The 22,106-nt window shown below is 43.2% G+C and carries 32 protein-coding genes and 4 pseudogenes; 17 read left to right on the plus strand and 19 right to left on the minus strand.

Features of this window, described 5'->3' with window-relative positions:
- Positions 1-309 precede the first annotated feature (309 nt).
- Together K6984_RS06495 and tnpA are read right to left on the minus strand one after the other, a co-directional pair.
- Positions 310-453, minus strand: a complete 144-nt coding sequence (locus K6984_RS06495) for a hypothetical protein (protein ID WP_221894748.1) — start codon at positions 451-453, stop codon at positions 310-312.
- A 29-nt stretch (positions 454-482) separates the two neighbouring features.
- Positions 483-760, minus strand: a pseudogene (tnpA, locus tag K6984_RS06500) (IS200/IS605 family transposase); the annotation flags it as partial.
- Positions 761-796: 36 nt separating this feature from the next.
- On the opposite strand from tnpA, the pseudogene K6984_RS06505 reads away from it, so the two are divergent.
- The 3 genes and pseudogenes from K6984_RS06505 to K6984_RS32730 form a co-directional block, all read left to right on the plus strand.
- A pseudogene (locus K6984_RS06505) lies at positions 797-1,048 on the plus strand (ribose-5-phosphate isomerase A); the annotation flags it as partial.
- Positions 1,049-1,064: 16 nt separating this feature from the next.
- A complete protein-coding gene (locus K6984_RS06510; protein ID WP_221894750.1) occupies positions 1,065-1,235 on the plus strand; it encodes a hypothetical protein in 171 nt (56 codons plus the stop codon).
- Between the two features lie 268 nt (positions 1,236-1,503).
- Entirely contained in the window at positions 1,504-1,626 is a 123-nt protein-coding gene (locus tag K6984_RS32730) for a hypothetical protein (RefSeq protein ID WP_263458660.1), read from the plus strand.
- Between the two features lie 2 nt (positions 1,627-1,628).
- On the opposite strand, the gene K6984_RS06515 is transcribed toward K6984_RS32730, so the two are convergent.
- From K6984_RS06515 to K6984_RS06555, 10 genes and pseudogenes are all read right to left on the minus strand, one after another.
- Positions 1,629-1,799 (minus strand): hypothetical protein, encoded by a 171-nt coding sequence (locus K6984_RS06515; protein WP_221894838.1) that lies wholly within the window; start codon positions 1,797-1,799, stop codon positions 1,629-1,631.
- A gap of 206 nt (positions 1,800-2,005) precedes the next feature.
- Positions 2,006-3,169, minus strand: a complete 1,164-nt coding sequence (locus K6984_RS06520) for an IS630 family transposase (RefSeq protein ID WP_221894751.1) — start codon at positions 3,167-3,169, stop codon at positions 2,006-2,008.
- Positions 3,170-3,370: 201 nt separating this feature from the next.
- Positions 3,371-3,502, minus strand: a pseudogene (locus K6984_RS06525) (VF530 family DNA-binding protein); the annotation flags it as partial.
- Positions 3,465-3,620, minus strand: a complete 156-nt coding sequence (locus K6984_RS06530; RefSeq protein WP_221894752.1) for a hypothetical protein — start codon at positions 3,618-3,620, stop codon at positions 3,465-3,467. The gene K6984_RS06530 and the pseudogene K6984_RS06525, both read right to left, overlap by 38 nt.
- A gap of 27 nt (positions 3,621-3,647) precedes the next feature.
- Positions 3,648-3,776: a hypothetical protein gene (locus K6984_RS32735; RefSeq protein WP_263458596.1), complete on the minus strand. Its 129-nt coding sequence runs from the start codon at positions 3,774-3,776 to the stop codon at positions 3,648-3,650.
- Positions 3,777-3,806: 30 nt separating this feature from the next.
- Positions 3,807-3,914 (minus strand): annotated as a pseudogene (locus K6984_RS30715) (VF530 family DNA-binding protein); the annotation flags it as partial.
- The gene (locus K6984_RS06540; RefSeq protein WP_221894754.1) at positions 3,898-4,173 is read right to left on the minus strand and encodes an RNA recognition motif domain-containing protein; all 276 of its coding nucleotides are present in this window, start codon (positions 4,171-4,173) and stop codon (positions 3,898-3,900) included. The pseudogene K6984_RS30715 and the gene K6984_RS06540, both read right to left, overlap by 17 nt.
- Before the next feature lie 126 nt (positions 4,174-4,299).
- Positions 4,300-4,608 (minus strand): hypothetical protein, encoded by a 309-nt coding sequence (locus K6984_RS06545; protein ID WP_221894755.1) that lies wholly within the window; start codon positions 4,606-4,608, stop codon positions 4,300-4,302.
- A 184-nt stretch (positions 4,609-4,792) separates the two neighbouring features.
- On the minus strand, positions 4,793-5,629 hold the full coding sequence (locus K6984_RS06550; RefSeq protein ID WP_221894756.1) for a transposase: 837 nt from the start codon (positions 5,627-5,629) through the stop codon (positions 4,793-4,795).
- A complete protein-coding gene (locus K6984_RS06555) occupies positions 5,593-5,730 on the minus strand; it encodes a hypothetical protein (RefSeq protein ID WP_221894757.1) in 138 nt (45 codons plus the stop codon). The genes K6984_RS06550 and K6984_RS06555 overlap by 37 nt, the downstream gene beginning before the upstream one ends.
- Here K6984_RS06555 and K6984_RS06560 point away from each other — a divergent pair.
- Positions 5,687-5,953: a hypothetical protein gene (locus K6984_RS06560; protein ID WP_221894758.1), complete on the plus strand. Its 267-nt coding sequence runs from the start codon at positions 5,687-5,689 to the stop codon at positions 5,951-5,953. The two genes, K6984_RS06555 and K6984_RS06560, sit on opposite strands and share 44 nt — an antisense overlap.
- On the opposite strand, the gene K6984_RS06565 is transcribed toward K6984_RS06560, so the two are convergent.
- On the minus strand, positions 5,875-6,033 hold the full coding sequence (locus tag K6984_RS06565; RefSeq protein WP_221894759.1) for a hypothetical protein: 159 nt from the start codon (positions 6,031-6,033) through the stop codon (positions 5,875-5,877). The genes K6984_RS06560 and K6984_RS06565 overlap by 79 nt on opposite strands.
- 333 nt (positions 6,034-6,366) lie before the next feature.
- On the opposite strand from K6984_RS06565, the gene K6984_RS06570 reads away from it, so the two are divergent.
- The 4 genes from K6984_RS06570 to K6984_RS06585 all read left to right on the plus strand — a co-directional run bounded on the left by K6984_RS06570 (position 6,367) and on the right by K6984_RS06585 (position 10,574).
- Positions 6,367-7,437, plus strand: a complete 1,071-nt coding sequence (locus K6984_RS06570) for a glycosyltransferase family 9 protein (RefSeq protein ID WP_221894760.1) — start codon at positions 6,367-6,369, stop codon at positions 7,435-7,437.
- Between the two features lie 64 nt (positions 7,438-7,501).
- Positions 7,502-8,515 carry a lipopolysaccharide heptosyltransferase II gene (gene waaF, locus K6984_RS06575; RefSeq protein WP_221894761.1) on the plus strand — a complete coding sequence of 338 codons (1,014 nt, stop codon included), beginning with the start codon at positions 7,502-7,504 and terminating at the stop codon, positions 8,513-8,515.
- A gap of 156 nt (positions 8,516-8,671) precedes the next feature.
- Positions 8,672-9,076, plus strand: a complete 405-nt coding sequence (locus K6984_RS06580; protein WP_221894762.1) for a glycosyltransferase family 4 protein — start codon at positions 8,672-8,674, stop codon at positions 9,074-9,076.
- Between the two features lie 199 nt (positions 9,077-9,275).
- Positions 9,276-10,574, plus strand: coding sequence for a transposase (locus tag K6984_RS06585; protein WP_221894763.1), 1,299 nt, complete (start codon positions 9,276-9,278; stop codon positions 10,572-10,574).
- On the opposite strand, the gene K6984_RS06590 is transcribed toward K6984_RS06585, so the two are convergent.
- Both K6984_RS06590 and K6984_RS30720 read right to left on the minus strand, forming a co-directional pair.
- Complete coding sequence (locus tag K6984_RS06590; protein WP_230987945.1) at positions 10,545-10,751, minus strand: LysR family transcriptional regulator; 207 nt, start codon at positions 10,749-10,751, stop codon at positions 10,545-10,547. The two genes, K6984_RS06585 and K6984_RS06590, sit on opposite strands and share 30 nt — an antisense overlap.
- Positions 10,684-11,514 (minus strand): transposase, encoded by an 831-nt coding sequence (locus tag K6984_RS30720; RefSeq protein WP_230987946.1) that lies wholly within the window; start codon positions 11,512-11,514, stop codon positions 10,684-10,686. The genes K6984_RS06590 and K6984_RS30720 overlap by 68 nt, the downstream gene beginning before the upstream one ends.
- Before the next feature lie 57 nt (positions 11,515-11,571).
- Between K6984_RS30720 and K6984_RS06595 the strand changes: the two genes are divergently transcribed.
- Both K6984_RS06595 and K6984_RS06600 read left to right on the plus strand, forming a co-directional pair.
- Complete coding sequence (locus tag K6984_RS06595; protein ID WP_221894764.1) at positions 11,572-11,817, plus strand: hypothetical protein; 246 nt, start codon at positions 11,572-11,574, stop codon at positions 11,815-11,817.
- An 887-nt stretch (positions 11,818-12,704) separates the two neighbouring features.
- Positions 12,705-13,850: a transposase gene (locus tag K6984_RS06600; protein WP_221894765.1), complete on the plus strand. Its 1,146-nt coding sequence runs from the start codon at positions 12,705-12,707 to the stop codon at positions 13,848-13,850.
- Here the strand turns inward: K6984_RS06600 and K6984_RS06605 are convergent.
- A complete protein-coding gene (locus K6984_RS06605) occupies positions 13,754-13,966 on the minus strand; it encodes a hypothetical protein (protein WP_221894766.1) in 213 nt (70 codons plus the stop codon). The two genes, K6984_RS06600 and K6984_RS06605, sit on opposite strands and share 97 nt — an antisense overlap.
- Positions 13,967-13,993: 27 nt before the next feature.
- A complete protein-coding gene (locus K6984_RS32740; RefSeq protein WP_263458596.1) occupies positions 13,994-14,122 on the minus strand; it encodes a hypothetical protein in 129 nt (42 codons plus the stop codon).
- On the opposite strand from K6984_RS32740, the gene K6984_RS06610 reads away from it, so the two are divergent.
- Both K6984_RS06610 and K6984_RS06615 read left to right on the plus strand, forming a co-directional pair.
- Complete coding sequence (locus K6984_RS06610; protein WP_221894767.1) at positions 14,086-14,406, plus strand: hypothetical protein; 321 nt, start codon at positions 14,086-14,088, stop codon at positions 14,404-14,406. The two genes, K6984_RS32740 and K6984_RS06610, sit on opposite strands and share 37 nt — an antisense overlap.
- A gap of 95 nt (positions 14,407-14,501) precedes the next feature.
- Positions 14,502-14,672 (plus strand): PDDEXK family nuclease, encoded by a 171-nt coding sequence (locus K6984_RS06615; protein WP_420831650.1) that lies wholly within the window; start codon positions 14,502-14,504, stop codon positions 14,670-14,672.
- 111 nt (positions 14,673-14,783) lie between these two features.
- Here K6984_RS06615 and K6984_RS32745 read toward each other — a convergent pair whose 3' ends face one another.
- A complete protein-coding gene (locus K6984_RS32745) occupies positions 14,784-14,909 on the minus strand; it encodes a hypothetical protein (protein WP_263458661.1) in 126 nt (41 codons plus the stop codon).
- Between K6984_RS32745 and K6984_RS06620 the strand changes: the two genes are divergently transcribed.
- On the plus strand, positions 14,866-15,081 hold the full coding sequence (locus K6984_RS06620) for a hypothetical protein (protein ID WP_221894768.1): 216 nt from the start codon (positions 14,866-14,868) through the stop codon (positions 15,079-15,081). The genes K6984_RS32745 and K6984_RS06620 overlap by 44 nt on opposite strands.
- A gap of 430 nt (positions 15,082-15,511) precedes the next feature.
- Here K6984_RS06620 and K6984_RS06625 read toward each other — a convergent pair whose 3' ends face one another.
- Entirely contained in the window at positions 15,512-16,438 is a 927-nt protein-coding gene (locus K6984_RS06625) for a branched-chain amino acid transaminase (protein ID WP_221894833.1), read from the minus strand.
- A 192-nt stretch (positions 16,439-16,630) separates the two neighbouring features.
- Between K6984_RS06625 and K6984_RS30725 the strand changes: the two genes are divergently transcribed.
- The 4 genes from K6984_RS30725 to recB all read left to right on the plus strand — a co-directional run bounded on the left by K6984_RS30725 (position 16,631) and on the right by recB (position 22,015).
- Positions 16,631-17,296, plus strand: a complete 666-nt coding sequence (locus tag K6984_RS30725) for a transposase (RefSeq protein ID WP_230987948.1) — start codon at positions 16,631-16,633, stop codon at positions 17,294-17,296.
- Between the two features lie 25 nt (positions 17,297-17,321).
- The gene (locus K6984_RS30730) at positions 17,322-18,038 is read left to right on the plus strand and encodes a hypothetical protein (protein WP_230987949.1); all 717 of its coding nucleotides are present in this window, start codon (positions 17,322-17,324) and stop codon (positions 18,036-18,038) included.
- A 107-nt stretch (positions 18,039-18,145) separates the two neighbouring features.
- On the plus strand, positions 18,146-18,454 hold the full coding sequence (locus K6984_RS06635; RefSeq protein ID WP_221894769.1) for a hypothetical protein: 309 nt from the start codon (positions 18,146-18,148) through the stop codon (positions 18,452-18,454).
- A 27-nt stretch (positions 18,455-18,481) separates the two neighbouring features.
- Positions 18,482-22,015: an exodeoxyribonuclease V subunit beta gene (gene recB, locus K6984_RS06640; RefSeq protein ID WP_230987950.1), complete on the plus strand. Its 3,534-nt coding sequence runs from the start codon at positions 18,482-18,484 to the stop codon at positions 22,013-22,015.
- Positions 22,016-22,106: the final 91 nt, after the last annotated feature.

Consider the following 22,106-nt stretch of genomic DNA (forward strand, 5'->3'; position numbering starts at 1 on the left):
CGAATAGGAGGATGCTCCAGCCGCCCTGCTTCCGCCACAGACTAGCACTAAAGCACTATCATGCGCTACCACAATGGCCTTCTACGGCTATTCGGGATAAATTTTTTAGCCTCCCTCGCTTTTCCGCCCACCGCGCTATCGCGCCCTTCTGGATTGGCAAATTCCCCTGCGCCTTCTGGAGACCTAATCAGCCCGTCCGGGGCTGACAGCGTTAGTCACGCGATAGCCGTAGGGCCGTTATTTTGTCGTAGTCTGACGTTAGCAAGGTCGGAGACAAAATAAAAGCCATCCGACCGACACGCGTCCAAGTCATTTGGGAGCCTTGGTCCACCCCTTGTTAACGGGGTCGGGACGAGGTTGACGAGGACGAATCGGGGCCGCCGGAGGCATAAGTGGTCGCGTTAAGTTTTTGCTGCTTGCTTGGGCTGGGATGCCCAAAACAAGCTTTCGCAAAAATAGCGACTCCCCAAATATTTTAGTGGTTATTTATTTTCTTGGAACTTTACATACTTTCTTATCATTTCTGCATCCATACCTACGGTATCAACACAGTAACCAGCCGACCAAAAATGATTCCCCCAATACTTCTTTGTTCGCAAGCACGGAAATTTCTGGAAAGCTTGAATTGCAGTTTTTCCTTTTACTCTTCCAGCTATATCTGATACTGAAACCTTGGGGGTATTTTTACAAGTAAGTGGACATGATCAGTTTGTACATTTAATTCGATAACTTCACATCCAGCTCTCTCTCTGTATGAGCATAAATGCTTTGATAAACATACTTAGTTGCCTGGCAATTAGTGCAGCAGAGCCTGACGCAACTTGGCGGACAAGGGGGCTTACGGAAAAATAGCAAGGCTAGTGGCCTGGCAGTCACGTCGTATGGTAGTTTAGTGCTGGATATGCGCTTTAATACAATTCTGGATGTGGCCGAATTAAATGCATTATTAAGCGCTACGCCGGGAGTAGTTGAGCATGGTGTTTTTTATCGGCTGGCTAGTGCTGTACTTTTAGCTAATAACGGAGTGGTTCAGGAAATTCAAAGCTGAATTTAACAGGTGAAAAATGTTTGATTTATCAAAATTTATATTAAAAGCATCTCTGTCCTTTACTCTGTTGGGACTAGCGGGTTGCGCGGGGGAAATTATTGAAGAGGGTTTTTATGACCCAGACTCCCGTGCTGCTGAAGCCTGGCGCGATGAGCATACCGGGGGTGGTGAGGAACCTGGGGCCTAATTCTCCGGGATATACAGGGCCGGACGGAGAGTATTCCCTGTATCCGGATAATGACCCACACTAAAGTTTGGCAACTTTGGTTTAGTGGATCAGCAATGTGCATTAAATAGCTTGAAAGCAGGGTATACTCACCGGAAAGGTGATAAGTATTTATGATCATTATATTTAATATTCAATAGCTTATAGTGTTCAACTGCGGATTATAGGACTATAAGTAGTGAGTGACTATTAAGTTCCCAATGCATGGAATTATGCTGATTAGGCAGAGATGCGTCAATTAACGGGTGAGTATTTTTCTAAAGCTATAACGAAAAAAGGCTTCGAGGGTCTAATGATCCAGGAAGCCTTTGGTTTTGCTGTATTGATTACGCCGCTTGATAACGGACGTTAATTTCATGCGAGCTGTCCAGATCTTCTCCTTTTACGGTTCACATTAACATTACTTGCTATAGCTGCCGCTGCAAATAATGTTGATGAAATAATGAACTCACCTGAAACAAAGCCAAATAGGCCAATAAAAAAAACAACTGCAGTTAACGCATCTTTGTATAAATCATTCATCAATATATCCTCTAAGGTAAATTAAGTAGGTTTTATTTAACCCACCCAGCTATTATAGTTATGATGCGTTTATTGCACAATAACACTAATTATTCATTAATTGTTTCTATATTGGAAATAATATGTCATGAACTGGTCATATTTATGCTGTACTAGTGCAGCACTATAGTTTCTCAGATAAATAATTTCCAAATTTGGAGCGCTTAAACTTAGGCGGTAACAACGAAATCTTCCCGCAATTTTTGCATAACACAAATCACTTTACTGGCATCATGCATATAAGTGTTAAAAGTTTGCACAACTGAATCATGAAGATCTTCAAAAGTTTTAAAATACTTCATATGAGTCGAATCGCGTTTCGTATTTTTCCATAATTTCTCAATCGGATTAAAATCCGGCGAGAACGCAGGGAGACGTTCTACTGTCAAACGATCTACATTAGCTAACTTAAATTCCTTAATAACACCGCTTCCATGATACGGGGCACCATCTTCAATTAGAATAATCTTGCCTTTATAATAAGCCAGCAATTGTGTTAAAAACTCAACATAGCTTTCACCATTAAAACGCCCAGATGTTTCAGCGTGTTGTAATATCATTGGCTTATAACTCTCGATTAAGACGTTGTCGGCAATAGAATATATCGCTTCCATAAAAAGCTTCTGTGTTGGATATTTCTCATTTTTTAAGCTTTTAAGAATAGCTAAAAATTCTTGAGGCAGCCCAGCTTCTTTTAAAAGTCTAAGTGACTTTGGTTTTATCTCATAAGCCAATGATTCTCGGTATTGAAAACTCCCTCCTTCGAGTTCGATCGTACCAAACATTTTCAACCCTTTTCGAATCCCTGATGTTTTCACTGTGGGTTGCTCTCCTATTGGAGCCCAGGTTCGTGCCAATGAACCCCACATAGCAAATGACACCTCATCACCGAATAAAACGACACTCTTTTCTTCTACCGCCTTTTCCATAATGGCAGGCAATGTTTCTTCCAGCCACGTTTTTCTTTCAAGCTCGTACTTTTCTTCTTCTTGGCGATCAGTCACAAAACGAGCTTTTTGATAACTGAAGCCCAGTTTTTTCATTAGGCTTGATAAATAGTTCAAGTTATAACGAACTTCAAATTTTAACCAAATAAGCTCGGCAATCATCGCAGTATTCCATATTCCACAATGAAATCCATTGTCTTCTGGGCCTTTCTTTATCAACTCAACCAATTTATTTTTCTGGTCTTTAGTTAACTTTGACTTCCGACCACGTCCTTGATAGTGTTGCCCTATTAACCAACCGACACCTTTATGCATAAATGTTTTCAGCCAATTTATAATGGTTTTTTCACAGACTCCCATTAGGCGTGCTATTTCTTTGATTCCCATGCATTCACTGAATCAGAGTAGAGCTTGAGTTAATCGATATAAACGAATATTACTTAGCTTGAGAGCTGTCGCCATATTTTTTTTAGTCGGCCTACAATTGACTTTGAAAAAGTGAGGGATACCATTTTTGACTGTTTCCGTTAGTGTTGGGACGAAAATTATAAGCCAGTTTCCCCTCTGTCGTTTTTGTTTGTTCGGAAATTAATTTTCTGAAAGTCTATAGCTGTCTTTTTGTTTTAGGTAAAGCGCCTCGACTTTTTGCCGTGCCCAAGGAGTCTTGCGCAGAAATTTAAGGCTAGAGGGAATGCTGGGGTTGCTGGTAAAGCAGTCGCTGAAAATCAGGGAAACGTAGCCTAAGCGAAGTGAAGATTTTTAGTCCGCGATAGCCGTAGGGCCGTTGTTTTGTCGGAGTCTGAGCGTTAGCGAAGGTGGAGACAAAATAAAAGGCCATCCGACACGGCGTCAAGTCATTTGGAGCCTATGTTCCGACCCCTTGTTGGGTCGGGACGAGGTGACGAGGACGAATCGGGGCCGCCGGAGGCATAAGTGGTCGCGTTAAGTTTTTGCTGCTTGCTTGGGCTGGGATGCCCAAAACAAGCTTTCGCAAAAATAGCGACTCCCCGATTATTTTAATCAGCTGGCCTAACTCTTCCCAGCCATACATTTCGACTAACTGGGTGACTATGTGCTTTAGTGTTATGCTGTGTAGCGGATCCTGAATTCGAGGTTTATTCGCTGTTTGCATTGCTGTTGCCCTGCGTTTTAAGTGGTTCAGACTTTTTTACCCGGATCTTGCTACCAGCGACATCGCTGCCATTCAGATTTTTCATGGCGGACTTAGCTTCACCAGGCTTGGGCATTTCAACAAAGCCAAAGCCTTTGCAAATGCCTGTATCTTTGTCCAATACCAAAGTGCAGGACTGCACTGTACCGTATGCTACAAACAGCGCCTTAAGATCTGCTTCGGAAGTATTGCGGGTAAGGTTGCGTACCAGTAGTTTCATAAAGACTCTATGTTAAAAAATTCTTTAATTATACTCCTGAAATGATTGCTAGACGATTTTCAGTCCATAGTTTGTTGATTTATCGCAAGGAAGATGTTTAAGCACATGTGCTTTGTGGATGTTTCATCAGTGTTCCCCTATCAATTGAGGCCGTGAAACTAACCTCGACACAAGAGAGCTCATAAAGCACTGTAAAGACATTCCTGTTATTATTGCGTTTTGAACTGCCCGAATGGTATACGGGCTGATACGAGATATTCTTGCCTGGAAAAATAATGGATTCACAAAACGATCTCGTTTTTGGGCCTGTTGCTGCCTTATCTCCAGAGCCTCGCTATATTTTTTATCCGATGGATGAATCAATTCTGGCTGTTGTGTTTTTGAAATCTCTTCAAACACGCGCATTAAATTATAGCTCATTGCAGTCAGGCGCATTTGATTTTCAAGTGAGCGGGTATTGGAAGACCAAGCTTTAGTTTCCTTGAAATTACTTTTACTCGATGTTCAAGTTTTCAGCTATAACTGGGCTAAGAAAAGTAAATTTTTCCGGCTTTGTTTTATAAGTGATTGATTTACAATGATGTTGATGCTTTCTTTGTCAGTAGAATTATCAATAAAATCAATCAGTTAAAAAACTTGAACATCGAGTTTTAGTGTTATTGAATGTCTTTTCAATCGTCCATCGCTTGAAATACAGCATGGCAATGGTTCCAGGGTTAATAGTCATTGGCAAGGTTGTCACAAACCGGTGAAGTTTTCCGGTTTCTGGGTCACGGTAATCCACCACGTTAAATTTGATGCTCTTGTTTTCGTACACACTGTATGCTTCAACCCCTGTATTGATCTCATGGCGGGAGTCAAAAGGGATAGACTCAACCAGAGTCGCAATTGAATTTTCTTTTAGCATTGAAATCATGTAATTAGCATGTCGTTTCTGCCGATCCCACCAGACAAAGTCGGTGACGGCTTTATCGTAGACATAGAGATGTTTCTGAGAGCTGTTATTTCCCTTGTTTTGCTTTCCAATATGATTTCGTAACACAGGTATTTCTTGATGTCTCTGAGTTCCGTTTGTCACCAGACAAAGAAATCTGAGCAACCCACTTCTGAGATTCAACGCGTAAATCCCCTCGGCCGCATAAACTTTCCCCTTGCTGTTTTTTTCAGTATGGCAGGCATGATCAATAAAATGTCCATCCGCTGCTTCTATGGTGTATTCGTCAAGTTCCGGGAATGCTTTAAGGTAATCAATGCCTTGCGATAGCAGTGTTTCAGCGTGAAGATGATAGCTCTGCTGTTCAAATGCCTCAAGCATACTTGTTCGTCTATGCGACTTCAGTGATTTAAAATACGTTGAGTGGGGAAGCAGCTGGCCATAAATCTGTTCATTGGTTTGGAGGAAATGGCGACCACTATCGACTACACTGATACAGCGTAATAACCCAAGGCGCGCCATGCTACCTCACGAAATTCCGGGACTCCTGTCGCCATAATTCGTTCACCTACGCAGCGGATGGGAGATGCCCTGAACGCCCTGCGTCCGCAACGACTACGCACAAAAGCCGCTTCGTCATTACTACCTCACTGGCTGGACGGCTATTCGGAATGCAATTCTTGCTCCTCTCGCGTGCTGCTAGCACACGTCGAATCAGCGAATTGCCCTGTCGCCTATCAGGGACTAAAAATCACCACTTCGCTAAGCTACGTTTCCATGATTTTCGGCGGGCGAATAAAGTCGATATCCTTCAACTCTGGGCATGAACGAGCCCACAAAGGATGACGCTCTGCTAACAGGGCACGTTCCATACTTTCATTGCAGTGTTGGTGAATATGTTCAGAGAGTGGTAGGTCTTTAAGCATGGGTGATATCCGTTTATGAGGTGATTAAAACGGAAATTTTTAGAAAAATTTTCTCGGCAATTGCAAGCTTTATTTGAAATTATTTGTTGTTCTTTTACGGTGCCTACAGAGTGTCTATTTGCTGTTATAAGTGATTAAAATCAAAAACATGGAAATATTCGAGTGGTGCTACCTTCAGGTGGGTTATAGGCTGCTTTGTTTAGGTACTTCTTCTTTCAATGGGAACACTGATGGGATGTTTAGGAGTAAGGTACTAAACAGAGTGAGTCGATTTTGAACTAATGTGCGAGAGTGCTAAAATCTATCCAACTTTTACCCAGACTTAATTAGTGCATGACCAGTAGAGCCACTGCCCCTGAAAAGATCACCCTGATCCGGCTTTCTGCCATAGGTGATGTCTTAATGCTATTGCCAGCGGTACGGCTGTTGAGAAAACAGTTTCCAGATACCCAGATTGACTGGTTAATTGATCGACCGGTTGCCAGTCTTCTGGCACAGCTTACTGAAGTAAATGTAGTTGCTATCGATAAACCTAAAGCTATCAGCGATTATTGGCAGCTAAAAAAGCAGTGGCGAAAAAAAAATACCGGTCAGTTAATTAGCTTTCAAACTAGCTTTGTAAGCAATATGTTGATGGCACTCTTGCCCGCTGAACATAAAACCGGGTTTGGCTCACCTTATTCTCGCGAAGGGCATCATTTATTTACTGATACGGCTTATGATTTACCCAGTAACTTACATCAGGTCGATATTTTTTTTGCTCTAGCGCAAAAGTTTGCGGGTATAAATGAGCGGATAAAAATTACAGCAGAGGATCGTATCCTGCCTATTAGTCAGGTTGATATAAGCTGGGCTAGTGAAAAATTACAACCTCATGAGCAATGGATTGCGATTAACCCTATGGCTTCTACTCAGGAGAAAACCTGGGCAGCAGAGCGGTATATTAGTCTGATTAATAATTTACATAGACAATACCCAGATAAGCATATCGTCTTAACTGGAGGGCCGGGTGAAGCCGAAGTTGCCTTTGGACAGCAAATTGAGCAACAAACTCAGGCGTCCTGCCTGAACTTAATTGGGCAAACAACGCTGACTCAGTTAGCTGCTATTCTTAAACAGGTTTCACTGCTTATCTCGCCCGATACCGGACCGCTGCACCTTGCAAATGCTATGGCAACCCCCGTGATCGGTCTATATGCGGTGACCCGCCCTGAATATATTGGCCCTTATAATCAACTAGACAATTGCATTAATATCTACGCCGAGGTTGCAAAGAGCGTTATGCATAAAACCGCTACTCAATTAGTCTGGCAAAAGAAAATACCTAGCCTGGATGCAATGCAATTAATTAGCATAGAACAGGTAATGGACAAAGTAGGTACTATCTTTAACGGTAATGAATAAGTAGCTATTCATTATTCCAAGCCACGACAAATGGTGCGTGCATTGCACCCTACTGACTAAACTTATGAATATCCTTATTTTCTCACCCTCTTGGATTGGTGATATGGTTATGGCACAGAGCTTATTTAAAGTGCTACACCAACAATATTCTGATTTGACTCTTGATGTTATCGCGCCACCCTGGCCCTATGATTTATTGCAGCGCATGCCTGAGGTTAGCAGTCATTACAAAATCAATGTACAACGGGGAAAATTCAGCTGGCAAGTACGCCGCGATATTGCCAATCAGTTGCAAGATAAACACTATGACTGGGCGATTATCATGCCAGTTACCTGGAAATCAGCCTTAAATGGCTACTGGAGTGGCGCTCCCAGGCGCACTGGTTTTCTTGGCGAGATGCGTTTCGGCTTATTAAATGATCGGCGACATTTAGATATAAACAAACTCCCGTTTATGGTGCAGCGATATGTTTCATTAGGACTGGATCCGACTGCAGAGGTTCCTGAATTGGATGCAATTCCAAAGCCGCAGTTAAGCATAGATAGCAAAAATGCAGCAAGCTGGTTGCAAAAATTGAACATCCAGCCTGGTAAGAATATCGTTGCATTGATGCCTGGGGCTGAGTTTGGACCTGCTAAGCGCTGGCCAGCAGAAAATTATGCGCAGATTGCAAAAGATCTAGTCCAGGCAGGAAGCCATGTACTGATATTAGGCTCTCCCAAAGACTCTAATACGGCCTCGGAAATAGAACTAAAAAGTGGTGTTCAGTTAATTAACCTCTGTGGTAAAACCAGCCTGTTGGATGCGATAGACCTGCTTTACTGTGCCGATCTGGCCATCAGCAATGACTCAGGGCTAATGCATATTGCCGCAGCGGTTAATATCCCGCAAATTGCCATTTATCGTAGCTCCACACCAGAATTTACACCGCCGCTAAATGATAAAGCTATTATTTTACAGGCTGATTTTAATAACCCTGCAGTAGACAGAATCAAGCTAAAGTCTCTGGATGGCATAGCAGGTTTTACCGATGTTTCTGTAGCTCAGGTTCAATCAGCTATACAATCTGTTTTTTAACACAACAACGAGAATTGCTATAGTAGGGCGTGGCTTTAGCCCGCCAATATGTTGAAGAGCGGGCTGAAGCCACGCCCTAGTCACATAGTAGTTCGAAGGAAATTAGACAAGTACAATCACCCCACTATGTTTTTATGAGGCCTACTCTTAGCCAGGTTGCGTATTGCTGTTTTAGTCCGCCATTACACGCCAATAGGTGGAGCTGAGCGCTATTGTGTAGAATTAACCGAGCGCCTGGCCGAGCGGCACGAGGTACATTTATTCTGCCAGGCTATTGAGTGCAAGCCATCGCCTAATATTGTTGTCCACCACATTCCGAAAAAACGGGATAAGCCACGTTATATCAATCAATTAGAGTTCTCTAAACTGACACGTCTTGCCACCGAAGGACAATTCGATATCGTGCATTCACATGATATGGTGACACACGCGAATGTACAAACCCTGCACGTGCCTTGTGTACGTAGTCGATACACTGAAACATCCGGAATCAAAAAAGTTCTGCATTGCTTAAATACTATTATTAGCATCAGTGTTCCCATTGAAAGAAGAAGTACCTAAACAAAGCAGCCTATAACCTACCTGAATGTAGCACCACTCGAATATTTCCATCTTTTTGATTTTAATCACTTATAACAGCAAATAGACACTCTGTAGGCACCGTAAAAAAACAACAAATAATTTCAAATAAAGCTTGCATTTGCCGAAAAAATTTTTCTAAAAATTTCCGTTTTAATCACCTCATAAACGGATATCACCCATGCTTAAAGACCTACCACTCTCTGAACATATTCACCAACACTGCAATGAAAGTATGGAACGTGCCCTGTTAGCAGAGCGTCATCCTTTGTGGGTTCGTTCATGCCCAGAGTTGAAGGATATCGACTTTATTCGCCTTGGGTTATTACGCTGTATCAGTGTAGTCGATAGTGGTAGCCATTTCCTCCAAACCAATGAACAGATTTATGGCCAGCTGCTTCCCCACTCAACGTATTTTAAATCACTGAAGTCGCATAGACGAACAAGTATGCTTGAGGCATTTGAACAGCAGAGCTATCATCTTCACTCTGAAACACTGCTATCGCAAGGCATTGATTATCTTAAAGCATTCCCAGAACTTGACGAATACACCATAGAAGCAGCGGATGGACATTTTATTGATCATGCCTGCCATACTGAAAAAAACAGCAAGGGGAAAGTTTATGCGGCCGGGGGGATTTACGCGTTGAATCTCAGAAGTGGGTTGCTCAGATTTCTTTGTCTGGTGACAAACGGAACTCAGAGACATCAAGAAATACCTGTGTTACGAAATCATATTGAAAAGCAAAACAAGGGAAATAACAGCTCTCAGAAACATCTCTATGTCTACGATAAAGCCGTCACCGACTTTGTCTGGTGGGATCGGCAGAAACGACATGCTAATTACATGATTTCAATGCTAAAAGAAAATTCAATTGCGACTCTGGTTGAGTCTATCCCTTTTGACTCCCGCCATGAGATCAATACAGGGGTTGAAGCATACAGTGTGTACGAAAACAAGGGCATCAAATTTAACGTGGTGGATTACCGTGATCCAGAAACCGGAAAACTTCACCGGTTCGTGACAACCTTGCCAATGACTATTAACCCTGGAACCATTGCCATGCTGTATTTCAAGCGATGGACGATTGAAAAGACATTCAATAACACTAAAAGTAATTTCAAGGAAACTAAAGCTTGGTCTTCCAATACCCGCTCACTTGAAAATCAAATACGCCTGACTGCAATGAGCTATAATTTAATGCGCCTGTTTGAAGAGATTTCAAAAACACAACAGCCAGAATTGATTCATCCATCGGATAAAAAATATAGCGAGGCTCTGGAGATAAGGCAGCAACAGGCTCAAAAACGAGATCGTTTTGTGAATCCATTATTTTTCCAGGCAAGAATATCTCGTATCAGCTCGTATACCATTCGGGCAGTTCAAAACGCAATAATAACAGGAATGTCTTTACAGTGCTTTATGAGCTCTCTTGTGGCGAGGTTAGTTTCACGGCCTCAATTGATAGGGGAACACTGATGAGCTACGTACATATTCCAGCGCCTTGCTATAACAGCTATCCATTTTGTCAGCGTACCTTAACAATCCTTCACCTGCTGCTGTCAGCTTGATTTGATTCCCTTTACGTTCATAAAGTGGCTCTCCTACAAAAGTCTGTAATAATTTTAACTGGCCTGAAACAGAAGGCTGCCCCACATTTAACTGCTGAGCTGTTAATGTGATACTTTTTAATCTGGCAACAACGCTTAACAAATCTTGGTTGATTTGGCCTAGTTCGTTGCCCGATTTCCGTTTGAGCCATAGCTATTATGAGAGGGTGTACTATTTTCCCTAAAGCCGCTCCCGTTAGCGTATTACACAAGCTTGCAGTATTACGCATCAGCTGAACAACTGCCATAAAGCTGAGGTGGCGTGGCTCCTTGTCATTGAGACAGACAGCCCTGGCAATATTTGCACGTATAAGATTATAGGCCAAGAGATGCACTGCAATCTCCTGCTTAATCATTTCTGCTGTTTTGCAGCGTAACATCTCTATCCCCATCTGTTTTTTTATGGTTCTAAAATCCACCTCGATTTGCCAGCGCTGCTGATATAGTTCAGCTAGGGGTTGTTTGGGGTAAATGTTGGCATCCATTAGCGTTGTGACATAAACGGTCCCTTTGACAGAGAACGCCCTAATGAACAGTTCATTAGGGCGTTCTGCCCATGCTGCTTCTGATATCCAGACGGTTTTTTTCTTTGGTTTTTTAACACGGATCATATGATCTTTTGTTCCGGGATGTATGCCTAGGCTAAAATCGCTTTTTACAGTACTCTGCTGTCTAAAAACCAGTGCCGTTCCCTGCCTCGTCAGGAGAGCAATTTTGGCGTAAGACGTATAATAACGGCCGGCAAGAAGTAAGTCCTGTTTGCAAAGGGACTGAATTGAATTAGAAAACAGCGATGTCAGGCGCGCCATGCTACCTCACGAAATTCTGGGACTCCTGTCGCCATAATTCGTTCACCTACGCAGCGGATGGGAGATGCCCTGAACGCCCTGCGTCCGCAACGACTACGCACAAAAGCCGCTTCGTCATTACTACCTCACTGGCTGGACGGCTATTCGGAATGCAATTCTTGCTCCTCTCGCGTGCTGCTAGCACACGTCGAATCAGCGAATTGCCCTGTCGCCTTTCAGGGACTAAAAATCACTACTTCGCTAAGCTCCGTTTCCATGATTTTCAGCGTTTGCCTGTCTTTTTACCCTGGAAAGGGCCAATAGCATAGTCAACACAAGCTCCTGTCGCTAACGACACAAGGCCAGCCAACCGTACAATTATAAACCCCAGCCCTGGCTTTTGTGCACTTTGTTGAGGGTGGGTTTTCTGGTTATTATCCGTATCGGGCATAAGTAAAGTCGTGCCATCGACCAGCAAAATCCGGTGCCCATTCCACAACCAGCTGTCTGAAGCTTTCTCATGCAATACTTGACCTGAAGAGGTAACAGCTTCTTTTAATGGAGGGAGTTGCAATCTTAGTCGGGCGTTACAATAAGGCCCGGTGTTCATGGAGTTTGCATTATAATCCAAGCCAATTCGTTCGACCAAAACATGTGCAACTGCCTCTTTACAATACCCCGTAGAGCTTAGTTCTTGAAATAAAAAATCTCTCAGTGTGACCCGCGGAATAAAAACTGTGCTGCGAACATCCCCAGGTTTATGGATAGCTTCGATTAAACTATCAGGAAGAAGTCCATTAGAAGGAAGGTCATTGAGTTGAAAAAAGGTATTTTTGAAGGATCAAATTTGTAAACGGAGGCTTAATCGACTAGAAATTTCATGAGTTAAGCCTTTTCTTAGGATTGGTTGTTTTGTATGAAATTCGATTATATCCAATACGTCGTTAGAGCTTAACTTTAATTCATCTAAATCCATATTATTCAAACACTTGATTCGCCACTGGTAGCGGTATTAAACTCTGACCCTTTTTTTCCTCTTCCTTGTTTTCCCTGAGCTAGCAGTACAAACAATAAGGGAGTTCGAGTGCTTGATGTGGTATGGGTTTCAACAGGATATGTACAAAAGCATATAACTCGATGTTCAAGTTTTTGATATTGAGAAGGTAAAATCAGGTATTCTGAGGTTGTTGTAATTTTATCGGTGTAATCCCATGTTAATGAATGCCCCAGCCACCTTTATCCAAAGCTATATTGACGATTTAAATGATGCGCTCAATCAGCTAAAACTCGGAGCCGCTTTGACACGGATTCAAGCCGCTTGGTTGAGCACTTGTTTAACGGGCATACTGCTAATGAACTCTGTTTGCTGGGCTAAGTTTGAGCGAGCAAGCCTTGGAGATTGCAAAGTAGCCGCATTATCCTGGGTGTTTCGTAAAGCAAGTATACCCTGGGACTGGTTGCTACGGGTGAGTGTGGTCTTAATTTTAAAACGTTATGGCATTACTGAAGGTGTGTTGGCCTTTGATGAATCAGACCGAGCACGATCTAAGTCTACAAAACGTATTTATAAGGTTTACAAGCAGAAACACAAAGGCTCCGGCGGGTATGTTAATGGACAAACGATAGTATTATTGCTGCTAGTTACCTCATCCAGTACAGTGCCTGTCGGTTTTTTCTTTTATATGCCGGATCCAGCCTTAAAGCAGTGGGATAAAGAAGATAAACGGTTGAAAAAGAGCGGTATAGCAAAAAAAGACCGGCCTATTAAGCCTGAACGTGACAGTGCCTACCCGACCAAAACAGAGATTGCATTAGGCTTATTAAAAGAGTTTAAAGTTGCGCATAGCCTGATTAAAATTAAAGGCGTACTGGCTGATGCGCTGTATGGTGAAAAAGCCTTTATGGACGAAGCCGCTAAAGAATCTGGAGGCTCGCAGGTGATTAGCCAATTACGTAAAAACCAAAATATTGAATATAGAGGTAGAATAAGGTCAGTCGAGAGCTACTTTAATTCGATTAACAAAGGCATTGATCAGATAATACGTGTACGTGGCGGCAAAGAGATTAAAGTGACTGTCAGCAGTGCACGATTGAAGGTGAGTTCTCACAGTAAAAAACGCTTTGTCATTGCCTTAAAATATGACGGTGAAAACGACTATCGCTATTTAGTGGCGACAGACCTGACTTGGCGCACACAAGATATTATTCAAGCCTATACGTTGAGATGGCTGATTGAGGTTTTCTTTGAGGACTGGAAGCTTTATGAAGGATGGGGGCGTAAGGCCAAACAATTAGATGAAGAGGGATCAAGCCGTGGCCTGATTCTGAGTCTTTTGTTTGACCATTGCCTTCGCTGAAAATCAGGGAAACGTAGCCTAAGCGAAGTGATGATTTTTAGTCCGCGATAGCCGTAGGGCCGTTGTTTTGTCGGAGTCTGAGCGTTAGCGAAGGTGGAGACAAAATAAAAGGCCATCCGACACGGCGTCAAGTCATTTGGAGCCTATGTTCCGACCCCTTGTTGGGTCGGGACGAGGTGACGAGGACGAATCGGGGCCGCCGGAGGCATAAGTGGTCGCGTTAAGTTTTTGCTGCTTGCTTGGGCTGGGATGCCCAAAACAAGCTTTCGCAAAAATAGCGACTCCCCGTCTCCTTCACCCAGAGCAAATAGCCCGCATTGAAAGCAAACTACCTGCGTATACCGTAGGAAGCTTACAGCGCAAGTCTCAAATGGATGTACTGCTTGAGTTCATCACGTCATTGCTAGAGTTTCCAGATCCTGGTGATAAGCTGAAAGAGTTAGGTGAATTAATAAAGGATGTGTTTCAACTGATGCCATCAGGAAAACATATGATTGGCAGAGATTTAGGGCGCTTAGGGCCAACAGCATCATTAAAGTATTGTTCTGCTGGGTGAAGGTAAGAGTTTGATGGCAATGGGATGGAAAAACTTGAACATCGAGTATAAGAGATGTATATGCATTATCAGCACCAGAACTCTGTGTAGAAATCATTTCTCCTTCGAATACACGAGAAGAAATGCAAGATAAGGTAGGATTGTTTTTACAAGCAGGCGCACATGAAGTGTGGCTAATCACAGCAGATGGCCATGTGACATTTTATAACCACCAAGGCCAGCAAACTCAATCGGACTTTGATATTGATTTAACTGGATTAGTATAGTACTACTGAAGTTTCCCAATTATTGAGTAGCTGAAATACACCATGCTGGTGTATCGAGGTTTATTTTAGGTGGTTTTGCCATGTTTATAGCAAACCCCTACTTAATTCCCCTTAGGCAATAGCACAGGCGCGCCATGCTACCTCACGAAATTCCGGGACTCCTGTCGCCATAATTCGTTCACCTACGCAGCGGATGGGAGATGCCCTGAACGCCCTGCGTCCGCAACGACTACGCACAAAAGCCGCTTCGTCATTACTACCTCACTGGCTGGACGGCTATTCGGAATGCAATTCTTGCTCCTCTCGCGTGCTGCTAGCACACGTCGAATCAGCGAATTGCCCTGTCGCCTATCAGGGACTAAAAATCACCACTTCGCTAAGCTACGTTTCCATGATTTTCAGCGTTTGAAACGAATGAAAAGACTATTTTTTTCATATAGTTGTAGCATAGTTTCAATTTTACCATAAATAATTATTGGGAAACTTCAGTAGTACTAATGCTTTTAGGAACGCGCACGGAATAAGTTTGGTAACTGGCGCAGGATTTATGTTCGTATTCAAGGCGTGGAAACAGGCGCATAACTAGACTAGCTACGCAACTATTTCTACAACGCAGAAGACGAGCATAAAGACCAGCTTGTGTCGAAGTTATTCCGTGCACACTCCTTAGGTAACACGCAATAAATAACCTACCAATATTGCGCAGGATTTTTGTTCGCCTTCAAGGCGTAGAAATAGGCGCATAGCAGGCTACGTAAATATTTCTACAACGCAGAAGACGGACAAAAAGACAAGCAAGGTGGGTGGGTTATTTGTTGCGAGTTACCTTAGCTGGTTCTTTATCCCTTCACATGCGCCAACCACTCAGCATGATCCTCTTTTCTACCATGTACATAATCAAAATATAAACTCTGAAGTTTTTCAGTAATCGGCCCGCGTGAGCCAGAGCCAATTAGGCGATCATCATATTCTCGGATCGGGGTGACTTCTGCAGCAGATCCGGTAAAAAACGCTTCGTCTGCGACATAGACTTCATCCCGGGTAATGCGTTTTTCCTTAACTTCCAGACCTTGTTCTTTAGCGATGGTCAGGATAGTTTCGCGCGTAATTCCTTCTAATGCCGAGGTGGTTTCCGGGGTATATAGAATGCCATTGCGCACGATAAATAAATTCTCACCGCTGCCCTCGGCGACAAAACCTTCATGATCGAGTAATAAGGCTTCATCGTATCCTGCGCTCAAGGCTTCTTGCAGAGCCAGTATGGAATTGATGTAATTACCATTTGCCTTGGCTTTGCACATAGTACTGTTGACGTGGTTGCGGGTATAGGAAGAGGTGCGAATGCGGATGCCTTTTTCCATGCTCTCATCACCAAGATAAGCCCCCCACTCCCATGCGGCAATCATCACATGTACTTTTAAATTATCCGCACGCAAGCCCATGCCTTCGGAGCCATAAAAACACATGGATCGGATATAGGCGCTATCTAGGTTATTGTTACTAATTGCACCTAGGTGAGCCTGGTTAATCTCTTCCTTGGAAAACGGGATTTTCATATTCAGAATATGCGCCGAGCGAAACAGGCGATCAGTATGTTCGGCGAGTTTGAATATAGCCGGGCCCTGGTCAGTATGATAGGCTCTTAGTCCTTCAAAAACACCTGCGCCATAATGCAGTGTATGGGTGAGTACATGTACTTTTGCTTCACGCCATTCTACCCATTCGCCATCCATCCAGATTTCGCCGTCTCTATCATCCATCGTCATCATTTGTTTTGTACCTATGGTAAAGTCATTGCTTGTTGATGAGCGGTATTATACTGGCATTATCGCGATATCGCTTACTGTATTACAGGCCAACATAAAAAATAAACTGTTATACTCGATGTTCAAGTTTTTGATATTGAGAAGGTAAAATCAGGTATTCTGAGGTTGTTGTAATTTTATCGGTGTAAGCCCATGTTAATGAATGCCCCAGCCACCTTTATCCAAAGCTATATTGACGATTTAAATGATGCGCTCAATCAGCTAAAACCCGGAGCGGCTTTGACACGTATTCAAGCCGCTTGGTTGGGCGCTTGTTTAACGTGCATACTGCTAATGAACTCTGTTTGCTGGGCTAAGTTTGAGCGAGCAAGCCTTGGAGATTGCAAAGTAGCCGCATTATCCTGGGTGTTTCGTAAAGCAAGTATACCCTGGGACTGGTTGCTACGGGTGAGTGTGGTCTTAATTTTAAAACGTTATGGCATTACTGAAGGTGTGTTGGCCTTTGATGAATCAGACCGAGCACGATCTAAGTCTACAAAACGTATTTATAAGGTTTACAAGCAGAAACACAAAGGCTCCGGCGGGTATGTTAATGGACAAACGATAGTATTATTGCTGCTAGTTACCTCATCCATTACAGTGCCTGTCGGTTTTTTCTTTTATATGCCGGATCCAGCCTTAAAGCAGTGGGATAAAGAAGATAAACGGTTGAAAAAGAGCGGTATAGCAAAAAAAGATCGGCCTATTAAGCCTGAACGTGACAGTGCCTACCCGACCAAAACAGAGATTGCATTAGGCTTATTAAAAGAGTTTAAAGTTGCGCATAGCCTGATTAAAATTAAAGGCGTACTGGCTTGATGCGCTGTATGGTGAAAAAGCCTTTATGGACGAAGCCGCTAAAGAATCTGGAGGCTCGCAGGTGATTAGCCAATTACGTAAAAACCAAAATATTGAATATAGAGGTAGAATAAGGTCAGTCGAGAGCTACTTTAATTCGATTAACAAAGGCATTGATCAGATAATACGTGTACGTGGCGGCAAAGAGATTAAAGTGACTGTCAGCAGTGCACGATTAAAGGTGAGTTCTCACAGTAAAAAACGCTTTGTCATTGCCTTAAAATATGACGGTGAAAACGACTATCGCTATTTAGTGGCGACAGACCTGACTTGGCGCACACAAGATATTATTCAAGCCTATACGTTGAGATGGCTGATTGAGGTTTTCTTTGAGGACTGGAAGCTTTATGAAGGATGGGGGCGTGAGGCCAAACAATTAGATGAAGAGGGATCAAGCCGTGGCCTGATTCTGAGTCTTTTGTTTGACCATTGCCTTCTCCTTCACCCAGAGCAAATAGCCCGCATTGAAAGCAAACTACCTGCGTATACCGTAGGTAGCTTACAGCGCAAGTCTCAAATGGATGTACTGCTTGAGTTCATCACGTCATTGCTAAAGTTTCCAGATCCTGGTGATAAGCTGAAAGAGTTAGGTGAATTAATAAAGGATGTGTTTCAACTGATGCCATCAGGAAAACATATGACTGGCAGAGATTTAGGGCGCTTAGGGCCAACAGCATCATTAAAGTATTGTTCTGCTGGGTGAAGGTAAGAGTTTGATGGCAATGGGATGGAAAAACTTGAACATCGAGTAAAAGTAATTTCAAGGAAACTAAAGCTTGGTCTTCCAATACCCGCTCACTTGAAAATCAAATGCGCCTGACTGCAATGAGCTATAATTTAATGCGCGTGTTTGAAGAGATTTCAAAAACACGACAGCCAGAATTGATTCATCCATCGGATAAAAAATATAGCGAGGCTCTGGAGATTAGGCAGCAACAGGCCCAAAAACGAGATCGTTTTGTGAATCCATTATTTTTCCAGGCAAGAATATCTCGTATCAGCTCGTATACCATTCGAGCAGTTCAAAACGCAATAATAACAGGAATGTCTTTACAGTGCTTTATGAACTCTCTTGTGGCGAGGTTAGTTTCACGGCCTCAATTGACAGGGGAACACTGATGAACTACATATAAATAAGGTTCCTAGATGCAAATAGATAAATACAATTTCAACCCTATTGCAACGGAATTAAAGCCGGGAATTAACTTATTAGAAGCCAGCGCCGGCACAGGTAAAACCTATGCCATCGCCATGCTTGCCTTACGCTTTGTCGTTGAGTTGAATTATCCTGTTGAGCAGTTATTAATTGTTACTTTTACCAAAGCGGCAACTAAGGAGCTTAGAGAGCGGGTGCGTGCGCGTTTAGTCGAAGCGAAGCAGTTCTTAACTGGCCAGCCTCCCGCTGGGCTGGATGCCAATATATGTCTATGGGCAGAGCAACTGCTGGAAAATACTGAAATCGATCATAAACTTGCCGTACAGCGCTTAAGCAATGCCTTGTTAAGTATTGATCAGGCAGGGATTTTTACCATTCATGGCTTTTGCCAGCGTTTATTAAAAGAGCATGCCTTGGAAAGTGGGCAGATGTTTGATGTGGAGCTGAGTGATAAGACGCTGGCTGTACGTCAGCAGATAAGTGAAGATTTCTGGCGTAAGACAATTTATCCACGTGATGCCTGGGAAGTTTCCATACTTTGCCATCAATATACTACGCCAGATGCTTTATTAAACAGTCTGGGTAACTTCCCGCCTACGCTTGCTATCTACCCAGAATCTGAAGATTTAAACCGCTTACTAGTAGCTCTTAAAACACTAGCCTGTACAGCTAAAAATGCCTTGGATGCCCAAGGGGAAGTAATACAGGAGGCAGTGGATTCAGGCTATTTTAAAAAAGCATACACCGATAATTTCCCGGAAGCCTTCCAGCATTTTAGGCAATGGCTAGAGGCGACAGCAGAAGCAACGGAGCATTTTAGTTGCCCCTGCCCAAGTGAGGCGGAGTTTAAATTACTCAGCAGTGAGAATCTGCAGAATGAGATACGTGTTAAGTATAAAGACCAGCTGAATTTTGACAGTCGTGTGTTTGATCTTTTAGCAAGTGCCAGTCAAAAGGTGAGTTTGATGTTGCGCCGCGCACTGGCGGAGGAGCTGCAACAAACTCTGGAAACACGTCTGCAACAGCTGAATATTATGTCACATGATAGCTTGATTAGCCGCACGACAGAGGCAATAGACAGTCGTGGTGGCGCGCAATTAATTACCGCTATCGCTCTACAATATCGCGTGGCATTAATAGATGAATTCCAGGATACCGATCAGAATCAATGGCATATTTTCTCGCATTTATTTGCGGATGCTAGGCAATTCTTATATTTAATTGGTGATCCAAAGCAGGCGATTTATAAATTTCGTGGTGCGGATATTCACTCTTATTTGCAGGCCAAACAACAAGCTCAGCAGCATTATACCCTGGGACAGAACTGGCGCTCTCACCCTGCTTTAGTGCAGGCGATTAACCAGATATTTAGTCGTTGTGAGAATCCTTTTGTGTTTCAGGATTTAGAATTTCATCCTGTTAAACCTGCTCTGGATGCAGCCCAGGGCACATTGGTGCAGAATGGTCAGGCTCTTGCCCCCCTAGTGTTATGGCAGTTAGCTGAAAGTGATAGCTCTAGTGGTTACTGGACGAACGGTAAAGCAGCCGAGGAAATAAAAATAGCAGTCACTCATGAGGTTTTAAGCCTGCTGGATGGGGAGACCTATTTACAAAGTGATACTGAAAAACGGCCTATCCAGCCGGCCGATATCGCTATTTTAGTGTGTACCAATAAGCAGGCCGCGCTGTATCGGGACATCTTGAAGCAGGCAGGAATTCCCGCGGTACTGAATAGTACCGACTCTGTTTTTGCCAGTGTCGAAGCGGTTGATTTACATAGGCTGATGCAAGCCCTGGCGCAAGCGGGTGATATGGCGCTGTTAAAGCAAGCTTTAAGCCTGTCATGGTTTGCTTTGGATGGGCAGCAGCTCTATCAGATACTGAATGATGAAGTGCAACTAGGTGCCTGGGTCAGTCGCTTTCAAGATTACCATGAGCTATGGCAGAAAAAAGGCTTTATGGCGATGATGTTACGCTTTTTAAGCCGGGAAAATGTACGCGTACACCTAAGTCAATCAGCGCAGGCAGAGCGGCGCATCACCAATCTGCATCATTTGCTGGAGCTGGTGCAGCAAGCAAGCCTGGATGAGCATTTAGGAATACTTAAAACCATCGCATGGCTGCGCGCAGAGGTTAGCGCAGAAAATAATGCTGGCGATGAACAGCAATTGCGTCTGGAAAGTGATGCCGATGCGGTTAAAATTGTTACCATGCATCGCTCCAAGGGGATGGAATATCCTATTGTTTTCTGCCCCTATCTATGGGGGCGCAGTGATCGCCTAGGGAAAGAAAAGCTGACTATTACCTGTCATGCACAAGATCAGATGCTGGTTGATTTTGGCTCAGATTTATTTGAGCAACACCGGGAGCATGCACTGGAAGAGGAATTAGCCGAGGATTTGCGCATACTCTATGTTGCATTAACGCGGGCTAAATATCGCTGTTATGTCACCTGGCTGGATAGCCGCTCCAGCAAGAAGCCGAACCAATCCGCACTGGCTTATCTGTTATATCAACACGCCGATATGCCATTCGCTGAACAGCAAGAAACCTTGCAGCAGTTAGCCGCTGATTTCCCTGATAGCTTCGCCTATCAGTTACTAGATACCGGTAACGAGTTACAAGGTACGTTTAAGGAGACTGAGCAAGGTGTGGGTTTATCCCTGCCCGCACAAAAGCGACATTTATATAGCAACTGGCAGATGAGCAGTTACACAGCCTTATCTTATTTAAGCCTACATGAAGCAACTGAATTACCTCTGGATAAATTCGGAGAGAGCAATGATACCGCGCTGATAATTGAGCAAACTCAATTCGCATTAGCAAAAGGTGCGCATACCGGAAATGTTATCCATGATTTACTGGAAAATATTAGTTTTACAGCTTTAGCAAAGCGTGAAGATATTAGCCAGCAACGTGATTCTAGCTGTCAGCGCTATGGCTTAAAAATTGAAATGCCGGATATTCTGAATGAATTGCTCTATCAGACTGTAACGACACAGCTAAGCAATAATGATAGCGATTTTTACCTAGCTAATATAAATGAACAATTCTGCTTAAAGGAGATGCCCTTTTATTTAAGCCTGGCTGATTTTGCAACCGAAGAAATTAATAATATCCTGCAAGATAGCCCTGCTTTTCAACCTTTGTCTGACAAACAAATGCAAGGCTACTTAACCGGCTTTATTGATTTAATTTTTGTTTATAAAGATCGCTACTATGTGCTGGATTATAAAAGCAATGCCTTAAGCGATTATCAGCCCGAGACTTTAACGCAAGCGATGCGTGAGCATAATTACGGTTTGCAATATTGGCTGTATAGTGTGGTTTTGCATCAATACCTGCAACAACGCCTGCCCGGTTATCAATTTACAGAACACTTTGGCGGAGTACGGTATTTGTTTGTTCGCGGCATGCAGACTGAGCAAGTTATGAGCGGAGTGTATACAGATATGCCGGATGAGCAGAGAATTAATGAATTAGCGGAGTTGTTTAGTGCCGGGGAGCAAATAACTTCCCTGTGATCTACGCAGAACAAACTCGCGATTAAATACTGAAGTAATCGCAATAATATGGCCATTTATGGTATATTTATCATCAGTGTTCCCCTATCAA

The organism is Bathymodiolus japonicus methanotrophic gill symbiont (genome assembly GCF_019721995.1).
GTDB lineage: Bacteria > Pseudomonadota > Gammaproteobacteria > Methylococcales > Methylomonadaceae > Methyloprofundus.

Bases quoted from the DNA above. Each gene is read 5' to 3' on its own strand.
- K6984_RS30725 (WP_230987948.1), top strand. From the start codon at position 16,631: ATGTTAATGAATGCCCCAGCCACCTTTATCCAAAGCTATATTGACGAT.
- K6984_RS06545 (WP_221894755.1), bottom strand. From the start codon at position 4,608: ATGCGCCTGACTGCAATGAGCTATAATTTAATGCGCGTGTTTGAAGAG.
- K6984_RS06585 (WP_221894763.1), top strand. From the start codon at position 9,276: ATGCTTAAAGACCTACCACTCTCTGAACATATTCACCAACACTGCAAT.
- K6984_RS06540 (WP_221894754.1), bottom strand. From the start codon at position 4,173: ATGAAACTACTGGTACGCAACCTTACCCGCAATACTTCCGAAGCAGAT.
- K6984_RS06530 (WP_221894752.1), bottom strand. From the start codon at position 3,620: ATGGCCTTTTATTTTGTCTCCACCTTCGCTAACGCTCAGACTCCGACA.
- K6984_RS06565 (WP_221894759.1), bottom strand. From the start codon at position 6,033: ATGCTTAAAGACCTACCACTCTCTGAACATATTCACCAACACTGCAAT.
- K6984_RS06510 (WP_221894750.1), top strand. From the start codon at position 1,065: ATGTTTGATTTATCAAAATTTATATTAAAAGCATCTCTGTCCTTTACT.
- K6984_RS06600 (WP_221894765.1), top strand. From the start codon at position 12,705: ATGTTAATGAATGCCCCAGCCACCTTTATCCAAAGCTATATTGACGAT.
- recB (WP_230987950.1), top strand. From the start codon at position 18,482: ATGCAAATAGATAAATACAATTTCAACCCTATTGCAACGGAATTAAAG.
- waaF (WP_221894761.1), top strand. From the start codon at position 7,502: ATGAATATCCTTATTTTCTCACCCTCTTGGATTGGTGATATGGTTATG.
- K6984_RS06595 (WP_221894764.1), top strand. From the start codon at position 11,572: ATGGGAGATGCCCTGAACGCCCTGCGTCCGCAACGACTACGCACAAAA.
- K6984_RS06635 (WP_221894769.1), top strand. From the start codon at position 18,146: ATGCGCCTGACTGCAATGAGCTATAATTTAATGCGCGTGTTTGAAGAG.
- K6984_RS06605 (WP_221894766.1), bottom strand. From the start codon at position 13,966: ATGGCCTTTTATTTTGTCTCCACCTTCGCTAACGCTCAGACTCCGACA.
- K6984_RS06620 (WP_221894768.1), top strand. From the start codon at position 14,866: ATGGGAGATGCCCTGAACGCCCTGCGTCCGCAACGACTACGCACAAAA.
- K6984_RS06625 (WP_221894833.1), bottom strand. From the start codon at position 16,438: ATGACGATGGATGATAGAGACGGCGAAATCTGGATGGATGGCGAATGG.
- K6984_RS30730 (WP_230987949.1), top strand. From the start codon at position 17,322: ATGGACGAAGCCGCTAAAGAATCTGGAGGCTCGCAGGTGATTAGCCAA.
- K6984_RS30720 (WP_230987946.1), bottom strand. From the start codon at position 11,514: ATGGCGCGCCTGACATCGCTGTTTTCTAATTCAATTCAGTCCCTTTGC.
- K6984_RS06520 (WP_221894751.1), bottom strand. From the start codon at position 3,169: ATGGGAATCAAAGAAATAGCACGCCTAATGGGAGTCTGTGAAAAAACC.
- K6984_RS06560 (WP_221894758.1), top strand. From the start codon at position 5,687: ATGGGAGATGCCCTGAACGCCCTGCGTCCGCAACGACTACGCACAAAA.
- K6984_RS06550 (WP_221894756.1), bottom strand. From the start codon at position 5,629: ATGGCGCGCCTTGGGTTATTACGCTGTATCAGTGTAGTCGATAGTGGT.
- K6984_RS32730 (WP_263458660.1), top strand. From the start codon at position 1,504: ATGCGTCAATTAACGGGTGAGTATTTTTCTAAAGCTATAACGAAAAAA.
- K6984_RS06570 (WP_221894760.1), top strand. From the start codon at position 6,367: ATGACCAGTAGAGCCACTGCCCCTGAAAAGATCACCCTGATCCGGCTT.